The sequence below is a fragment of the Streptococcus sp. GMD4S genome, assembly GCF_000296955.1.
In genome coordinates this window covers 1-536 of the sequence record NZ_AJRE01000421.1, presented here as the reverse complement: position 1 = coordinate 536, position 536 = coordinate 1, and the positions used below count along the sequence as shown (strand labels likewise).

At 37.1% G+C, this 536-nt stretch carries 2 pseudogenes; both read right to left on the bottom strand.

Annotation, left to right across the window (positions count from 1 at the left end):
- Positions 1–255 (bottom strand): annotated as a pseudogene (locus GMD4S_RS10290) (thiol-disulfide isomerase); the annotation flags it as partial.
- Positions 256–309: 54 nt separating this feature from the next.
- A pseudogene (locus tag GMD4S_RS13615) lies at positions 310–536 on the bottom strand (hypothetical protein); the annotation flags it as partial.

The window sequence follows — 536 nt, the reverse complement described above, 5'->3', positions numbered from 1 at the left end:
TTCTAATGGATAAATAACTCCATCCAATCGAATAGCTCCGTCAGAAGGAATAGTATATCCTGCCTTGCGGATGTCAGACGCATATTTTCCTGATGCCATTAAATGATGAAGAACTTCAATTCTTTCATTTTTCTCAAAGGCTTCTTTTAAAGTACTAGATTGTCGGAAATGATTGTAAGCAAAATATGAAGGAATTGCTAACAGAAACAAAAACAATACGATCAACCATTTAAACTGTTTTAATTTATCTGACATTAGTTTCTTCCCTCCATATAACACTCTCTTTCAAATAAGTTTTATTATAAACTCTCACTCGTCTTCCTCGTCGTCATAAACTGGCTCGCCATGGATTTTGATGTATTCTTCATTCCTGCGGTCGTCTTCTTCCCAAACCGGGTCTCTTACATCGTCCATAAACGGAATTTCTTCCAAACTCAGCTCGTTAGCCTCTTCATAACTCATCGAAAGGATATCCTCATGCCGGTTTTTAAATTCCTCCACACTTAACCAGCTCTCTTTATCATCTTCGCTAATCT